At 68.6% G+C, this 15815-nt stretch carries 13 protein-coding genes; 4 read left to right on the top strand and 9 right to left on the bottom strand.

The annotated features are described in order from the left end of the window. Window positions 1–104 precede the first annotated feature (104 nt). Complete coding sequence (locus tag E3O50_RS04835) at window positions 105–1370, top strand: ScyD/ScyE family protein (RefSeq protein ID WP_166790609.1); 1266 nt, start codon at window positions 105–107, stop codon at window positions 1368–1370. A gap of 99 nt (window positions 1371–1469) precedes the next feature. Here the strand turns inward: E3O50_RS04835 and E3O50_RS04830 are convergent, their stop codons facing one another. The 6 genes from E3O50_RS04830 to E3O50_RS04805 form a co-directional block, all read right to left on the bottom strand. Continuing rightward, window positions 1470–2183: a response regulator transcription factor gene (locus E3O50_RS04830; protein ID WP_134446463.1), complete on the bottom strand. Its 714-nt coding sequence runs from the start codon at window positions 2181–2183 to the stop codon at window positions 1470–1472. Beyond that, on the bottom strand, window positions 2184–4748 hold the full coding sequence (locus E3O50_RS04825; RefSeq protein WP_134558436.1) for a DUF4118 domain-containing protein: 2565 nt from the start codon (window positions 4746–4748) through the stop codon (window positions 2184–2186). It abuts the gene before it with no gap. A 10-nt stretch (window positions 4749–4758) separates the two neighbouring features. Beyond that, window positions 4759–5373 (bottom strand): potassium-transporting ATPase subunit KdpC, encoded by a 615-nt coding sequence (gene kdpC, locus E3O50_RS04820; RefSeq protein ID WP_134446465.1) that lies wholly within the window; start codon window positions 5371–5373, stop codon window positions 4759–4761. 51 nt (window positions 5374–5424) lie between these two features. Continuing rightward, window positions 5425–7635: a potassium-transporting ATPase subunit KdpB gene (gene kdpB / locus E3O50_RS04815; RefSeq protein ID WP_134558435.1), complete on the bottom strand. Its 2211-nt coding sequence runs from the start codon at window positions 7633–7635 to the stop codon at window positions 5425–5427. 91 nt (window positions 7636–7726) lie between these two features. Continuing rightward, window positions 7727–9400, bottom strand: coding sequence for a potassium-transporting ATPase subunit KdpA (kdpA, locus tag E3O50_RS04810; RefSeq protein ID WP_134558434.1), 1674 nt, complete (start codon window positions 9398–9400; stop codon window positions 7727–7729). After that, window positions 9400–9489 (bottom strand): potassium-transporting ATPase subunit F, encoded by a 90-nt coding sequence (locus E3O50_RS04805; protein WP_134446468.1) that lies wholly within the window; start codon window positions 9487–9489, stop codon window positions 9400–9402. Before E3O50_RS04805 ends, kdpA begins: the two co-directional genes overlap by 1 nt. A 330-nt stretch (window positions 9490–9819) precedes the next feature. Here E3O50_RS04805 and E3O50_RS04800 point away from each other — a divergent pair, with 330 nt between their 5' ends. Next, on the top strand, window positions 9820–11625 hold the full coding sequence (locus tag E3O50_RS04800; RefSeq protein ID WP_241975258.1) for a bifunctional 3'-5' exonuclease/DNA polymerase: 1806 nt from the start codon (window positions 9820–9822) through the stop codon (window positions 11623–11625). Window positions 11626–11698: 73 nt separating this feature from the next. Next, entirely contained in the window at window positions 11699–12613 is a 915-nt protein-coding gene (locus tag E3O50_RS04795; protein WP_134558433.1) for a DUF1684 domain-containing protein, read from the top strand. 94 nt (window positions 12614–12707) lie between these two features. On the opposite strand, the gene E3O50_RS04790 is transcribed toward E3O50_RS04795, so the two are convergent. After that, window positions 12708–13319 carry a PadR family transcriptional regulator gene (locus E3O50_RS04790; RefSeq protein ID WP_166790608.1) on the bottom strand — a complete coding sequence of 204 codons (612 nt, stop codon included), beginning with the start codon at window positions 13317–13319 and terminating at the stop codon, window positions 12708–12710. A gap of 251 nt (window positions 13320–13570) precedes the next feature. Here E3O50_RS04790 and E3O50_RS04785 point away from each other — a divergent pair, with 251 nt between their 5' ends. After that, the gene (locus E3O50_RS04785; RefSeq protein WP_134446471.1) at window positions 13571–14092 is read left to right on the top strand and encodes a DUF3145 domain-containing protein; all 522 of its coding nucleotides are present in this window, start codon (window positions 13571–13573) and stop codon (window positions 14090–14092) included. Between the two features lie 128 nt (window positions 14093–14220). Here E3O50_RS04785 and E3O50_RS04780 read toward each other — a convergent pair whose 3' ends face one another. Beyond that, entirely contained in the window at window positions 14221–15456 is a 1236-nt protein-coding gene (locus E3O50_RS04780) for a beta-ketoacyl-[acyl-carrier-protein] synthase family protein (protein ID WP_134558431.1), read from the bottom strand. Window positions 15457–15544: 88 nt separating this feature from the next. Next, window positions 15545–15793 (bottom strand): acyl carrier protein, encoded by a 249-nt coding sequence (locus E3O50_RS04775; protein WP_134446473.1) that lies wholly within the window; start codon window positions 15791–15793, stop codon window positions 15545–15547. Window positions 15794–15815 lie beyond the last annotated feature (22 nt).

The raw sequence follows: 15815 nt of genomic DNA, 5'->3' as shown, positions 1-15815 counted from the left end.
CATGCAACCGTCATCTGCTCTCGGCGTACCTGCGCAGCGCTTGTCTTCCGGTGCTTCTGTCCCAGCGGTCGTGGCGAGAGCCGATCGTGAAGAGAACAGAGATCATGACCAGGACACTGCACGGAACAGGACTGCACGGAACGGCACGGCACGGAACAGCACGGCACGGAACAGGACTACGCAGGCGGCTCCTCGCGGGGGTGGCGTGCGCCTCCCTCGCGGTGGCGTTCTTCGGCGCCACCCCGGCATCGGCCGGACAGGGATCCGGACACGGCGACGGCGACGGGGAAGGAACAGGCGCGCCGGTGACGCTCGCGGAGGGCCTGCTCGGCCCGCTCAGCCTCGAGGTCGGCCGGCACAACACCGTCTACGTCAGCCAGAACTTCGCCGGCGAACTCACGAGGGTGGCCCGCGACGGAACGACAGCGACCATCGCGAGCGCCCCGGGCGACGAGATCTCCGCGGTCACCGCGCGGAAGGGCACCGTCTACTACGCCCGGGTGGCGCAGGACCACAGCGCGGCCACGCTCAGGTCCATCGCGCCGGACGGCACGGACGCACAGCTCGCCGACATCTGGGCCTACGAGAATTCGGCGAACCCGGACCAGGACAACAGCTACGGGTTCGTCGACCTCGACCCGGCGTGTGCCGCCCAGTTCGATCCGGCCCAGCCGCCGTTCATTCCGGCGGCGTACACGGGGGTCGTCGACACGCACCCGTACGCGTCGCTCGCCCTCTGGAACGGGGTGTACGTCGCGGATGCCGGCGGGAACGCGATCCTGCACGTCGACTGGGACGGCACGGTGTCCACCACCGCGGTTCTTCCGCCGAGCGACCCGATCACGATCGATGCGGCGATGATCGCGGATATCGGTTTCCCCGCCTGTGCAGCCGGGCACGACTACCGCTTCGAACCGGTTCCGACGGATGTCGAGCTCGGCCCGGACGGTTGGCTCTACGTCACGTCGCTCCCAGGCGGGCCCGAGGACGCGAGCCTCGGCGCGCGCGGCTCGGTGTACCGGGTCGATCCGGACTCCGGTGACGTCGAACTCGTCGCGACCGGGTTCGTCGGTGCGACGGGCCTCGCGGTCTCGCAGGACGACGGCACGATCTACGTCGCCGAGCTGTTCGGGGGTCCGGACGGCACCGGCCAGGTGTCGGTGCTCGATTCCGGTTCGGACACGCCGAGTGCGCTCGTGGCGGTGTCGCAGCCGGCCGCGATCGAGTTGCGCCACGGTGCGCTCTACCTCACGACGGATGCGATCAGTCCGGACGCGAACGGAGCGCCGACCCCGGTCGGCAAACTCGTGCGCATCCCGCTGACGGGTGGCCGCGCCGCGAGCGACTCCCTCGACGACACGACAGACTGACCCTCGCCGCCCACCCGGCCCTCCCGGTCCGGGTGGGCCGGGTGCGGGGATCAGGCAGGGGCCGGGCAGCAGGCAGGGCCGGCAGCAGACCGGCAGGGGCTACGGATCGGGGGTGAAGCGGTAGCCCATTCCGGCCTCCGTGAGCAGATAGCGCGGATGCGCCGGGTCGGGTTCGAGCTTCTTGCGCAGCTGGGCGAGGTAGAGGCGCAGGTAGCCGGAGTCCGTCGTGTGGTGCGGACCCCAGATGTCCGTCAGCAGCGACTGCCGGGAGACGAGCTTCCCCGGGTTGCGCAGCAGGAACTCGAGGATGCGCCACTCGGTCGGGGTGAGCCGGATGGCCTCGGGTTTTCCGGGAGCGCCCCCGGAACCCGTGCCCGTGCGCACGACGCTCCGTGCCGAGAGGTCGACGGCGATCGTGCCGAGCATGATCACCGGTTCGGCACCGGAGTCGACCGGGCCGAGCCTCCGGGTGAGCGCGCGGATCCTGGCGAGCAGTTCGTCGATGGAGAACGGCTTCGTGACGTAGTCGTCCGCTCCCGCGTCGAGAGCGTCGACCTTGTCGGCGGCGCCGCTGCGCCCTGAGACGACGAGGATCGGCACCTGGGTCCAGCCGCGCAGGCCGGCGATGACCTCGATCCCGTCGAGGTGCGGCATCCCGAGGTCGAGCATCACGAGGTCGGGATGCTCATGCGCTGCCGCGGCGAGGGCCTCAGCGCCGTCCCTGGCGGTCACGACGTCGTAGCCGCGCGCGCCGAGGGTGACCCGCAGCGCACGCAGGATCTGCGGGTCGTCGTCTGCGATCAGGATCTTCACTCAGGTCTCCTCATCGGTGCCAGTGCCAGTGCCAGTGCCCGTGGCTGCGGCCGTGCCGGCTGTCTGGCCCGCCGGCGCTGCGGGGTCGAATGCGGGCAGGGCGATGACCATCGTCAGCCCGCCGCCCGGGGTGTCCTCCGCCTCGAGCCGACCGCCCATGCCCTCGGTGAATCCCTTCGCGAGTGCGAGGCCGAGGCCGAGGCCGGTCAGGTTGTCGGTGTCGCCGAGGCGCTGGAACGGAAGGAAGACCTCATCGCGCCGGTCGGCGGGAATGCCGGGCCCGCGGTCCATGATCCGCAGTTCGACGACGCCGCCGAATTCGCTCGCCGCGACGAGTACGCGCCCGCCCGTCGGTGAGAAACGGATGCCGTTGGCCAGCACGTTCACGACGACCCGCTGCAGGAGTCCGGCATCGGCGAGCATCGGCGGCAGCCCGGGAGGGAGCTCGAGTTCAACCGTGTCCGGCCCGACGCCGAGCTCATCGAGTGCGGGGAGCACGACGTCCGCAGCGTCGACGGGGCCCAGGGAGACCGCGAGGGCACCGGCCTGCACCCGGCTGACGTCGAGGAGGTTCGTGACGAGGCCGGCCAGCGACTCGAGACTCTCTTCGGCCGTCTCGAAGAGCTCCTCCCTGTCGGCGGGCGACAGCGTGAGTTCGGCCGAGCGCAACCCGCTGATAGCGGCTGTCGCAGCGGAGAGCGGCCGCCGCAGGTCGTGACCGACGGCGGCGAGAAGGGCGCTGCGCATCCGGTCGGCCTCGGCGAGCGGTCCGATCGCACTGGCCGTCTCTGCGAGGTCGCTGTGTTCGAGCGCGGCGTCGAGCTGGGTCGCGATCACGCCGAGCAGTCGTCGCTCGGACGCTGCGAGGTCGCGTCCGGAGAGCTCGAGGGTGCCCCGGGTCCCGACGGGGACCGTTGCGAGGGGGGTGTCCGGGCCGGCCTGAGCGGGCGAGCCGTCGGAGTACAGCAACGTCCCGCCCGCGAACAGGCGCACCCCGGTGAGGTTGAAGGCCTCGCGGGTCCTGGCGACGAGCGCGGGAACGGCGTCCTCGCCGCGGAGCACGCTGCCGGCAACGGTGGCGAGGAGTTCTGACTCACCCGCGGCGCGCTGGGCGCTGCGGCTTCGTCGGGCGGCGAGGTCGACGACGTAGCTGACGACGCCCGCGTTGGCCAGGTACAGGACGAGCGCAAGGGCGTGTGCGGGTTCGGCGATCGTGACGGTGTAGAGCGGGTTCACGAAGAAGTAGTCGAGGGTGAGCCCGGAGAGCAGCGCGGCGAACAGGGCAGGCCAGAGTCCGCCGACGAGGGCGACGACGATGACGAGGAGTTGATAGCTGAGCACCTCGCTCGTGATCGATTCCTCGCTGTGGGTCGCCACGAGGAGCGCGGTGAGCAGCGGACCGCCGACGACGGCGAGGCCGAGGCCGGCCAGCCGTCTGCGGAGGCTCAGTGCACCGCCGATCCGGGGGAGGCGCATCCGCTCGCCCGCGGCGGAGTGCGTGACGACGTGCACGTCGATGTCTCCGGACTCCCTGACGACCGTCGTGCCGATTCCCGGCCCGCTGAAGGCCGCCTTGAGCCGGGTACGCCTGCTCACACCGATCACGAGCTGGGTCGCATTCGAGGCCCTGGCGAATTCGACGAGGGCGCTCGGGACGTCGTCGCCGACGAGCTGGTGGTAACTGCCGCCGAGTTTCTCAACGAGGGCCCGCTGGGCCGCGAGCGCGCCGGGGTGTGCGGAGCGGAGTCCGTCCTGGCTGATCACGTGCACGGCGAGGAGCTCGCCCCCGGCTGCGCGCCCGGCGATCCGTGCCCCGCGGCGCAGCAGCGTCTCGCCCTCCGGCCCGCCGGTGAGCGCGACGACGACACGTTCGCGGGCTTCCCACTTGCTGTCGATGCCGTGTTCGGCCCGGTAGTTCTTGAGTGCCGTGTCGACCTCGTCGGCGAGCCAGAGTAAAGCGAGCTCGCGCAGGGCGGTGAGGTTGCCGAGTCGGAAGTAATTCGACAGGGCGGCGTCGATCCGGGCCGCGGGATAGACGTGGCCCTCGGCGAGCCGGTCGCGCAGGGACTGCGGGGCGAGATCGATCACCTCGACCTGATCCGCGGCACGCAGCACGCTGTCCGGGAGGGTTTCGCGCTGGGGGACACCCGTGATCTGCTGCACGACGTCGTTGAGCGACTCGATGTGCTGGATGTTGACCGTCGAGATGACGTCGATGCCCGCGTCGAGGATGGACTGGACGTCCTGCCACCGTTTGTCGTGGGCGAGTCCGGGGGCGTTGGTGTGGGCGAGCTCGTCGACGAGTGCGATCGCGGGTGCGCGATCGAGGACAGCATCCAGGTCGAGGTCGGTGAGTTCGATCCCGCGGTGCCGCCTGACGAGGCGCGGCACAACCTCGAGTCCTTCGAGCATCGCGGCCGTCGCAGGGCGGTCGTGGGTTTCCACGACCGCGACGACGACGTCCTTGCCCTCTGCGTGCAGCCGCCTGCCCTCTTCGAGCATGGCGTAGGTCTTGCCGACGCCCGGTGCGGCACCGAGCAGCACCCGCAGTCGACCGCGTTTCATGTCACGCCTTTCAGCCCTGGCCGGGCAGCGCCGCGAGGGCGAGGTTCAGTTGGAGCACGTTGACGGTGGGTTCGCCGAGGAAACCAAGGTCCCGTCCCTGAATCCTAGACTCGACCAGGGCGCTGACCGTCGCGACCGGAAGGCCGCGGGCCGCCGAGACCCTGTTCACCTGGATCCGGGCGTACTCCGCGCTGATCTGGGGATCAAGACCCGACGCGGATGCCGTGAGCGCGTCAGCGGGGATCTGGGCGGCGGTCACGCCGTCGGATCCCTCGATTGCGGACGTCCGGTCGGCGATCGCGGCGATCAGGTCCGCGTTCTCCGGACCGAGGTTACTGCCGCCGGAGGCCGCCGCATCGTAGCCGTCGCCCGCTGCGGATGGCCGGGACTGGAACCACTCCGGAAGGGCCGCTCCCTGGGCATCCGTGAATGACTGGCCGATCAGCGAGGAGCCGACCGCTCCAGAACCCCCCTGGATGAGGGAACCGTTGGCCTGGTTCGGCAGGGCGACCTGCCCGAAGGCCATGATCGCGAGGGGATAGGCGACACCGAGGATGACGGTGAAGACGAGCATGGCGCGAAGGGCGACGCCGTACTGGCGGGCCGAGCTGCGAGGGGAACTCATGGTGACGTTGTCCGTTTCCGTGGAAGTGAGGTTGGGGAGAGGTCCGGCGGGTCAGAAACCGGGGAGCAATGCGACGAAGAGGTCGACGAGCTTGATCCCGAGGAACGGTGCGATCACACCACCCAGGCCGTAGATCAGCAGGTTGCGGCTGAGCACGCTCGCGGCGGCGGCCGGACGGTAGGTGACTCCGCGAAGCGCGAGCGGGATCAGTACAACGATGATGATCGCGTTGAAGATGATGGCGGACAGGATCGCCGAGGCTGGCGAGTGCAGCTGCATCACGTTCAGCACGGCGAGGCCGGGGAAGACTCCTGCGAACATGGCCGGGATGATCGCGAAGTACTTGGCGATGTCGTTGGCGATCGAGAAGGTGGTGAGGGCGCCGCGGGTGATCAGAAGCTGTTTGCCGATTCGGACGATATCGATGAGCTTCGTCGGGTCAGAGTCGAGGTCGACCATATTGCCGGCCTCCTTCGCGGCGCTGGTGCCGGTGTTCATCGCGACCCCGACGTCGGCCTGGGCGAGTGCCGGTGCGTCGTTCGTTCCGTCGCCCGTCATGGCGACGAGATTGCCGCCCTCCTGCTCACGCCGGATGAGGGCGAGCTTGTCCTCTGGGGTGGCCTCGGCGAGGAAGTCGTCGACGCCGGCTTCCGCTGCGATCGTCTTGGCGGTCAGCGGGTTGTCGCCGGTCACCATGATCGTGCGGATGCCCATGCTGCGCAGTTCGGCGAATCGTTCGGCGATTCCCTCCTTGACGATGTCCTTGAGGTACACCACTCCCAGGATCCGCCGCGCCCCGGATCCAGGGACCGCCGAGTTGTCCGCCGTGTTGCCCGCAGCGCTGCCCTCGGCCACGACGAGGGGGGTGCCGCCCAGTTCTGAGATCCGTTCGACGGTCGCGTTCAGGTCGTCGAGGATCGTCGACTCGACGTTCGTGGTTTCGCTCACCCAGGCGAGCACGGCGGAGCCGGCGCCCTTGCGCACGAAGGAGCCGTCGGGCAGGTCGATCCCGCTCATCCGGGTCTGCGCCGTGAAGGGCACCACGACGGCGTCGAGGATTCCCGGATTCCCGAACCCGGTTTCGATGGCGAGGTCGACGATCGATTTGCCCTCTGGGGTCGGGTCGCTCAGGGAGGACAGTGCTGCTGCGTTGATGAGTTCGCCTCTGTCGACCCCGGCGAGCGGGGTGAACTCCCGTGCCTGCCGGTTGCCGTAGGTGATCGTGCCGGTCTTGTCGAGGAGCAGGATCGTGACGTCGCCTGCCGCCTCGACTGCGCGTCCCGACATGGCCAGCACGTTGCGCTGCACGAGCCGGTCCATTCCTGCGATGCCGATCGCGGAGAGCAGGGCGCCGATCGTGGTCGGGATCAGGCAGACGAGCAGGGCGACGAGGACGGGCAGGCTCACGGCGGCGGCGGAGTATCCCGCGATGGGGTTGAGGGTGAGGGTGACGACGAGGAACACGATCGACAGGCTCGCGAGCAGGATGTTGAGCGCGAGCTCGTTCGGGGTCTTCTGCCGGGAGGCGCCCTCGACAAGGGCGATCATGCGGTCGACGAAGGTCTCGCCCGGCTTGCTCGTGATGCGGACGACGATCCGGTCGGAGAGCACCCGGGTGCCGCCGGTGACGGCGCTCCGGTCGCCGCCGGACTCACGAACGACGGGTGCGGATTCACCGGTGATCGCGGACTCGTCGATCGACGCGATGCCCCAGACGATGTCGCCGTCTCCGGGGACGAGCTCCCCGGCGGTCACGATCACGGTATCGCCCAGTGTCAGGTCGGCGGAGGAGACGGCGGAGACGGTGGCCCGTTCGGCCGCGGCATCCGCTGCCTCGTCGTAGCCGGCCACGAGGTTGGCGATCGTGCTGGTTCGGGTCTGGCGGAGGCTGTCGGCCTGCGCCTTGCCGCGGCCCTCGGCGACGGCTTCCGCGAGGTTCGCGAAGATCACGGTGAGCCAGAGCCAGAATGCGATGCCGACGGTGAAACTCGCCGGTACGTCGCCGCCGCCCGAACGGGCCGGTCCGCCGAGGAAGGGTTCGACGATCGCGAGCAGCGTGGTGAGCGCGGCACCGACCTCGACGATGAACATGACGGGGTTCCGCCACATCAGCCGGGGGTCGAGCTTGCGCGCCGCCATCGGGAGTGCAGCGACGAGCTGGGCAAGGTTGATCGCGCTCGATGCGCGTTTCCGCGGATGTTCTCCAGCGGGCGCTCGGCCCTCGCCCCGTGGAGAGGTGGATGCTTCGGTGACTGTCGACATGATTACTGCTGCCCTTCTGTCGGGGAGTCCGGCGTGAGTGGTGACAAGGAGAGGAACGGGGGAGCCTGGGTGCCGGAGGCGGTGGTCATGGCTACTGCAGCCCTTCCGCGAGCGGACCCAGCGCGAGCACCGGGAAGTACGTGAGCGCCGTGATGATGACCGTCACGCCGACGAGCAGCCCGACGAACTGCATGCGGTGGGTCGGCAGGGTGCCGCGCGTCGCAGGAACGGTGTCCTGGGCGGAGAGGGCTCCGGCGAGGGCGAGCACGAGGACGATCGGCAGGAAACGGCCGAGGAGCATGGCAACGCCCAGCGCCGTGTTGAACCACGGCGTGTTGGCCGTCAGTCCCGCAAAGGCGGAACCATTGTTGTTGGCCGCGGAGGTGAAGGCGTAGAGCACTTCGGAGAGACCGTGCAGCCCGGGGTTCCAGATGGAGGTGCCCTCGACATCCGCTCGCACGGCGGGGATCGCGAAACTCAGGGCCGTTCCGGCGAGGACGAGGGTCGGGGTCACCAGGATGTAGAGGCTGGCGATCTTGATCTCGCGCGGGCCGATCTTCTTGCCGAGGTATTCGGGAGTGCGGCCGACGAGCAGGCCGGCGATGAAGACCGTGATCACGGCGAGGATGAGCATTCCGTAGAGCCCGGACCCCGTGCCGCCGGGGGCGACCTCGCCGAGCATCATGTTGAGCATCGGCATCAGGCCCCCGAGGGCCGTGAAGGAGTCGTGCATCGAGTTCACGGCACCGGTCGAGGTGAGGGTCGACGCCGTCCCGAAGAGGGCGGACCCGATAATGCCGAAGCGCTGTTCCTTGCCCTCCATGGCGCCACCCGCTGCGAGTGGGGCCGTTCCGGCACCGCCGAGCTCGAAGAGGGTGAGCGCGGTGAGGGAGACCACGAAGATGGCGGCCATCGCTCCGAGAATGGCATAGCCCTGTCGTTTGTCGCCGACGATCGTGCCGAAGGTGCGGGGCAGGCTGAACGGGATCGCGAGCATGAGAACGATCTGGAACATGCTCGTCCACGCGGTCGGGTTTTCGAACGGATGCGCCGAGTTCGCGTTGAAGAATCCGCCGCCGTTCGTGCCGAACATCTTGATCGCCTCCTGCGAGGCCACCGGCCCGCCCGGTATGGACTGGGTGGCGCCCGTGATCGTGGTGACGTCCGTGAAGCCGGTGAGGTTCTGGATGACGCCGCCGGCGAGGAGGACGAGCGCGGCGAGAATCGCCACAGGGAGCAGCAGGCGCAGTACCCCGCGGGTCAGGTCGACCCAGAAATTGCCGATCGTGCCGGTCCGGCGCTGAGCGAAACCGCGCACCAGGGCGATCGCAACGGCGATGCCGACCGCGGCGGATACGAAGTTCTGCACGGCGAGGCCGAGCATCTGCACCGAATAGCCCATGGTCACGTCGGGTGAATAGGACTGCCAGTTCGTGTTGGTCACGAATGAGACGGCCGTGTTGAACGACAGGCCCGACGGGATGGCCGGAAAGCCCAGGGAATAGGGCAGTACCGCCTGGGCTCGCTGAATGACGTAGACGAAAAGCACGCCGATGAGGGAAAAGGCGAGCACGCTGCGCAGGTAGGACTGCCAGGTCTGCTGCGACCGGGGATTGACCCCGACCAGGCGATAGAAGCCGCGCTCGACCCGGTTGTCACGCGACGACTGGTAGAACGCCGCCATGTAGTCGCCCAGGGGGCGATAGATGAGGGCGAGGACAAGCGCAAGGGTGAGCGCCTGGAGAACGGCGAACCAGAGGTCCATCAGAACCTTTCCGGCTTCACGAGCGCGAGCACGAGGTAGGCCAGGGCCGCGACGGCGAGGAGGGCGCCGAGCAGGTCGAAGACGATCACAGTTTCTCGACTCCCTTGGCCACGAGGCCGATCAGGGCGAATACGGCGATCACGCCGAGAACGTAGACGATGTCAAGCACGAGGTCGGGCACAGGAGAACTCCATCCACACGGTGACCGCGCCGGTGCAGGCGCGGGTATCCCGGGGTCGGAACCGGGGTACTCCACAGGATTACGCCGGATTCGGGGCGGAGAATGGGGTCCTCACGGTATCCATACGGCGCACCGGCGGAACCTAACGGTTTCTCTGCGCTGGTGCGCGCTCCCGTGCAATGTGCGCGGTCGCTCGTCGCAGCGAGGGTCGTCGGTGCGCGCTGGCAGAATGGAAGGCGTGTACATACTGGTCGGTCGAAGGGGGAACGGGGAGTTCCTCGTCGAGGTGCTGAACGCCGGGGGTGTGACTCTCGGTGCCGCCCGCCCGGTGTCGGCGGACGACTTCCCCGGGTATGTGCTCCAGGAGGAACCCGGGTCGCCGCGCTGGCTCTGGGAGGACACCGCGAGCATCTACCCGGTCCTGCTCGAGGCCGGCGTCCGCGTCGAACGTGCCCACGACCTGCGGCTCTGCCACGCGATCCTGCGCCACTCCGTCCTCACCGCCGCGAGCGACCTCGCAACGGCGGCACCGAGCCGGTGGGATGCCGCCCTCGCCATCGTCGCGGAGACCCGCGATCCCGGAGCCACGCTTTTCGAACTGCTCGGAGAGGACATCGATCCCGCCGGAGAAGCGGACGCGGGCTTCACGGACGCCGGTGCCGAGTTCCGGCGCCAGCTCACGGCCGTCGCCGAGAGCGAGGAGCCGGGGCGGCTGCGCCTGCTGCTCGCCGCGGAGTCCGCCGGCGCGCTCATCGCCGCCGAGATGCGCTTCGCCGGACTGCCCTGGCGCACCGACGTGCACGACGAGCTGCTGACCAGGGTCCTCGGTCCGAGGGTCGGCCCCGGGATCCGGCCGGCGCTCCTCGAAAAACTGGTCGGACGCATCCGCCTGGCACTCGGAGACCCCCTCGTCAACCCGGACTCCCCGCCCGAGCTCACCCGCGCCCTGCGCCGGGCCGGACTCGCCGTGACCTCGACCCGGGCCTGGGAACTCAAGGAGCTCGACCATCCCGTGATCGAGCCCCTGCTCGAGTACAAGAAGCTCGCCCGGCTGCTGAGCGCCAACGGCTGGTACTGGATGGACACCTGGATCGTCGACGGTCGCTTCCACCCGGAGTACCTGCCGGGCGGCGTCGTGACCGGCCGGTGGGCGACCCGGGGCGGGGGAGCCCTGCAACTGCCCAAGCAGGTGCGCGGTGCTGTTGTCGCGGACTCGGGCTGGAAGCTCGTCGTCGCGGATGCCGCCCAGCTGGAACCGCGCATCCTCGCGGCGCTCTCGAGCGACACGGCCATGGCGGATGCCGGCCGTGGCACGGACCTCTACGCCGGCATCGTCGCGAGCGGCGTCGTCGAGACCCGCGCCCACGCCAAGGTGGCCATGCTCGGCGCGATGTACGGTGCGACGACGGGGGAGAGCGGGCGGTTGCTGCCCCGGCTCGCGCGGGCGTATCCGCGGGCACTCGCGTTGACCGAGACAGCCGCGCGCGCAGGCGAGCGCGGCGACCAGGTCACGACCAGGCTGGGCCGGTCCTCGCCGCCTCCCGGAGAAGAGTGGTATGCCGCGCAGTCTCTGGCTTCGTCGGAGGGAGCCGGCGATGCCGATGAGCGGAGGGCGCGCACCCAGGCCAGGGACTGGGGTCGTTTCACGCGCAACTTCGTGGTGCAGGGGAGTGCGGCCGAGTGGGCGTTGTGCTGGATGGCGGAAATCCGGCGGGAACTCCGGAAACTGGCGTCGGACGTCGGCGCAGATGCCGGATCCGGGTTGGAGCCCCGGTCTCCTTCCCGGTCTCCTTCCCGGGCTCCTTCCGGGTCTTCTTCCGGGTCCCGTTCCGGTCGGGGCGGTGTCGTGTTCGCCGATATCCCGCACCTGGTGTTCTTCCTCCACGACGAGGTCATCGTGCATACCCCGGAGCATCTGGCGGCCAGGGTCGCGACCATTGTCGAAGATGCCGCGGCCACGGCGGGGAGGCACCTGTTCGGCACCTTCCCTGTCGACTTCTTGCTGACCGTCGCCACCGTCGACAACTACGGCGACGCGAAATAGCGCCCGCCGCGGCAATAAACCCGGGCCCGTGACCGTTGCACTGAAGACACTCACACGACGGGATGGCGCAGGCATGACACAGCAGGTAGAGCAGGGCAGCGCAGACCAGGGCGGCGCATTCCAAGGCAACGACGCCCAGGGCAGCACAGACCAGGACCGGACGGACGCCGCACTCGCACGGCTCGCCGAATTCCGGGACGCACGCTCCCGCGCGGTCGTCGGCCCGCGCGGCAACCTCGCCCTCGTGAACACCCAGTGGATCACCGGTGACCCCGCGGTCGGCCAGCCGGTCTGGGGCGTCCCCGGGCTCTGGGCGCCGCTCCCCGCTGGGGTGTCCGGGCTCGCGCTGACAGCGGCAGCGAGCGAGGGGATCACCGTCGACGGTGACGTGGTCGACGGATCGGTGCTCGTGGCCGGACTCGACGCGATGCAGCCCTCGAGCATCCGTTTCAGCGACACGCTCACGGGAACGGTGATCGCCGGCGAAGACGGCGGGTATGCCCTCCGGGTCTGGGACGCCGCCTCCGAGGGAATCCGCGATTTCGGCCGGATCGATGCATTCCCCTACGATCCGGGCTGGGTGGTCGAGGCGACGTTCACGCCGATCCCCGGGCGGGGTGAGGTCAGCATCGCACACCTGCAGGATGAGGGACGGACCCGCCAGCGCGCCCTGCCCGGCGAGATCACCTTCACCAGGGATGGCATCGACTACAACCTCGTTGCCTTCGAGGACGGGCCGAGCCTGCTCCTCGTGTTCGCCGACGCGACCAACGGGGTCAGCACCTACAGCGTCGGCCGATTCCTGCGCGTCTCACCGGAGGGCGACGGAACGATTCGCCTCGACTTCAACCGGGCCTACCTGCCGCCGTGCGCCTTCAGCTACAACTTCAACTGCCCGATCGCACCTGCCCAGAACCGACTCACCATCCCGATCGAGGCCGGCGAGCGCATGGTCCTGGCCGCGGACGGCACGCCGCTGCACGACTGAACCGATCGTCTCGACTTTCGGCGAAGTCGTCCACGGGCTGCATCGTCCACGGGCTGCGTCTCATACTTCTTCCGGACTGGACGCCGTGATCGAGCTATGCCGCCACCGCCGGCCGCCGGCCGCGCCGTGGCTTCTGAAGATTGAGACCGTGCCCGAACTCGCCTGGGGCGGCGGCCAGCGTGCGCTCCGTGCTCTCGAGCCAGGCCAGTGCCGCGGTCGCGAGGGCATGCCGCGCCCCCGCGCCGAGCAGGTCCTGCCCGGCGCCCGGCCGGAGCTCCCCGCCGTGCGCCCCGGCGACGGTGTTGTCGCTTCCTGCGCCGGGACCGGAGTCCGCAAGGTCGGACTCCCAGTGCGTGCGATAGCGGGCGATGATGCCGAGAACGTCCGTATCACGGAGTGACGACGCGAGCAGCACCCGGTCGACGAGGTCGTTCCACTCCTCGCCGACGGCGCTCTCCGTCGCGGTCAGCCAGGCAGATGCTTCGCTCAATCCGGACGAGGTCGCCCGGTACAGGGGGAGTCCGTCGTCAGTGGTCCCTGCCGATTCCACGACTCCCTGTTTCACGAGTCGCTCGAGAGTGCCGTAGACCTGGCCGGCGTTCACGTTCCGGCGACCGGCCGTACGGGAACTGAGTTCAGCGTGAAGCTGGAATCCGTATGCCGGACCGATCGACAGGATCACAAGCAGACAACTGCGTACCGACACCGGGCCTCCGAAGCGAGAGATAGCTATACCGAGTATAGCGAACCGGTCCACGGGAAAACGCGCGGGAACCGGTTGAACTGGTGGGATCAAATAACCCGATCTTCCTTGAATACCCACAGGCGGCTGAGGCATAATCCAAGGAGACGGCAGCAATTCCGTCGTAGCGACAAGTTCACACTCGCTTGCATCGTATTGAATCCGCAGTTCTGAGGTCGTTGGGGAAGACGCATCTCACAGAACGGAGAAAATCGATGACAGCAATACCTGCGCGCCGGCCACCAACTGCGCGAGGGGTGCTTTTGGTGCATTCGTCGCCACGGGCACTCAGCCCGCATGTGGAGTGGGCGGTCGGTCGCGCCCTCGGCGAGGCCGTCAACTTCGACTGGTCCGATCAGCCGGTGCTCACGGGTTCCCAGCGCGCCGAATACCACTGGGAGGGCGCACCAGGGACCGGCGCGTGCCTCGCATCCGCGCTGCTCGGATGGGACCACTTGCGCTTCGAAGTGACCGAGGACGCCGGGTTCGGCGTCGATGGCGGGCGGTGGCTGCACACGCCGGAGCTCGGCATTTTCTTCGCCCAGACCGACACCGTCGGGAACATCGTGATCCCGGAAGACCGGATTCGCTACGCCATGGAATCCGCCGGCGCGAACGCCGTCGAACTGCATCGCGAACTGCGCCTCGCCCTCGGGCAGGCCTGGGACGACGAACTCGAACCCTTCAGGCACGCGAGCGACTTCAATTCCGTGGTCTGGCTGCACAAGGTCGGCTGACAGTCCTCATTCGCACAAGGCCAAGGAGACACCTGGCGGAAACGAGAAAAGGCGGAAACGAGAACAGGCCCGACCCCGGGGGGTCGAGCCTGTTACTGATAGACGTCCGAAGGGACCGAGCTTGTCGACTAGACCGAGCGGAAGGCCACGACGGCGTTGTGGCCGCCGAATCCGAACGAGTTGCTGATCGCGAGCAGGTTGCCGCCGGGCAGGGTGCGCGGTGAGGTCACGACGTCGAGCGGAATGGCCGGGTCCTGCTCGACGAGGTTGATCGTCGGCGGGGCGGTCCGCGTCGAGAGCGCCATCACGGTGAAGAACGCCTCGATCGCACCTGCACCACCGAGCAGGTGCCCGGTGGATGCCTTCGTCGCGGAAACGGGGATGCCCTCGAGCAGGTCGCCGAACACGCGACGGAGTGCGTTGTACTCAGCGATGTCCCCGACTGGCGTGCTTGTCGCATGCGCATTGATGTGGGCGACATCACTGAGATCGGCACCCGCGTTGCGGATGGCGGTGACCATGGCCCGGGCGGCCGCCGATCCCTCGGGATCGGGAGCCGTGATGTGGTACGCGTCACTCGTGACGGCACCGCCGAGCAGTTCGGCGTAGATGTGCGCACCGCGGGCCTTGGCGTGTTCTTCGGTTTCGACGACGAGTGCTGCTGCACCCTCGCCGAGCACGAAGCCGTCGCGTGACACGTCGTACGGGCGTGAGGCATGGGCCGGGTCGTCGTTCCGCTTGGACAACGCCTGCATCGCCGCGAACGACGCGATCGGCAGTGGGTGGATCGCGGCTTCCGAGCCACCGGCGATGACGACGTCCGCGCGGCCGGCCTGCAGCCGGTCATAGGCGTTGACGAGGGACTCGGTGCTCGACGCGCAGGCGGAGACGACGGTCGTGATACCGGCGCGGGCGTGCAGGTCCATGCCGATTGCCGCGGCGGGACCGTTCGGCATCAGCATCGGGACGGTCATCGGCAGCACGCGGCGTGGGCCGCGTTCGCGCAGGGTGTCCCAGGCGTCGAGGAGGGTCCACACGCCGCCGATGCCGGTGGCCCAGTCGACGGCGAGCCGGTCGGCTTCGACCTCGGGAGATCCGGCATCCGCCCAGGCCTCGCGGCCGGCGATCAGCGCGAACTGGCTCGAGGGGTCGAGACGCTTGATCTCGTGCCTGGCGAGGACCTCGCTGGCGGGGACCCGCGCCTGCGCGGCGAAGGTGATCGGCAGCTGGGTGCGTGCGACCCATTCCTGCTCGAGGGTTGTGGCGCCGGACTCGCCGTTCAACAGCGCAGCCCAGGTCTCGGCGGCAGTGCCTCCGAGAGGGGAGGTCGCACCGATTCCGGTGATAACGATCTTCTTGGTCATATGCAACTCTCCGTGGTACATCAAAACGGCGGGCGGAGCCCACAGACCAGGCCGGTCGGCGATGCCGGCCGGCCTGGGCTCGTTAGTTTTAGTCCTGGGCCTTGACGATGAAGTCGACGGCGTCGCCGACGGTCTTAAGGTTCTTGACCTCTTCGTCGGGGATCTTCACGTCGAACTTCTCTTCTGCGTTGACGACAATGGTCATCATCGAGATGGAATCGATGTCGAGGTCGTCGGTGAACGACTTACCCATCTCAACCGTGTCAGCCGCAATGCCGGTCTCATCATTGATGAGCTCAGCGAGGCCGGACAGTACTTCTTCGGTGGACAATGCCATTTTTTTCTCCTTGGGGTGTCTC

It is taken from the genome of Cryobacterium sp. MDB1-18-1 (assembly GCF_004402735.1).
Taxonomy (GTDB): domain Bacteria; phylum Actinomycetota; class Actinomycetes; order Actinomycetales; family Microbacteriaceae; genus Cryobacterium; species Cryobacterium glucosi.
Note: the sequence above shows the minus strand (reverse complement) of the source record. Positions and strands in the feature narration are given on the sequence as shown.